The 510-nt window shown below is 51.0% G+C and carries 1 pseudogene; it reads right to left on the bottom strand.

What is annotated here, in order from left to right:
- Positions 1–510 (bottom strand): annotated as a pseudogene (locus R8O11_RS31480) (amino-acid acetyltransferase); the annotation flags it as partial.

Raw genomic sequence — 510 nt, 5'->3', positions numbered from 1 at the left:
CGAGCGAATTTCCGCAAGTCCAGAGTCATACACGTACAGAGACGCGCAACCAGTCACTTCACCATGATGTTCAGCAACGGCAAATGAGCCAATGTCGCGAACGAGTTCATTACGAGAACGAGGTAAGTTTTCGCCCATATTCGCCCAGTACGCAACCATGCCCTCAAGCGTTTCGATATCCGTTAAACGTGCAGGACGTACTTTAACGGCCGAACTATCACGCTGCGCCAAACGCTTGTCCGCTTGGTCAACGGCATAAGCGACTTGTTTTGGTGACACGCCACCAAGCGCGCTACGTTTTTCTAGACAAGACTCAATCGTTAGGATGTCGTACACATCGTTGTCGATGACGTCAGAGAACTCTTGTAACTCTTGCAGTGACAGCTCTTCCAGTGCACAACCTTTGGCAATCGCGCCAACGACAGCTACACCGACAATATGATGCGCTTCTCGGAAAGGAATGCCTTTCGCGACCAAGTAGTCCGCTAATTCTGTGGCATTGGCGTAGCC

It is taken from the genome of Vibrio sp. 1288 (assembly GCF_033344475.1).
This window is presented reverse-complemented; position numbering and strand designations above follow the sequence as displayed.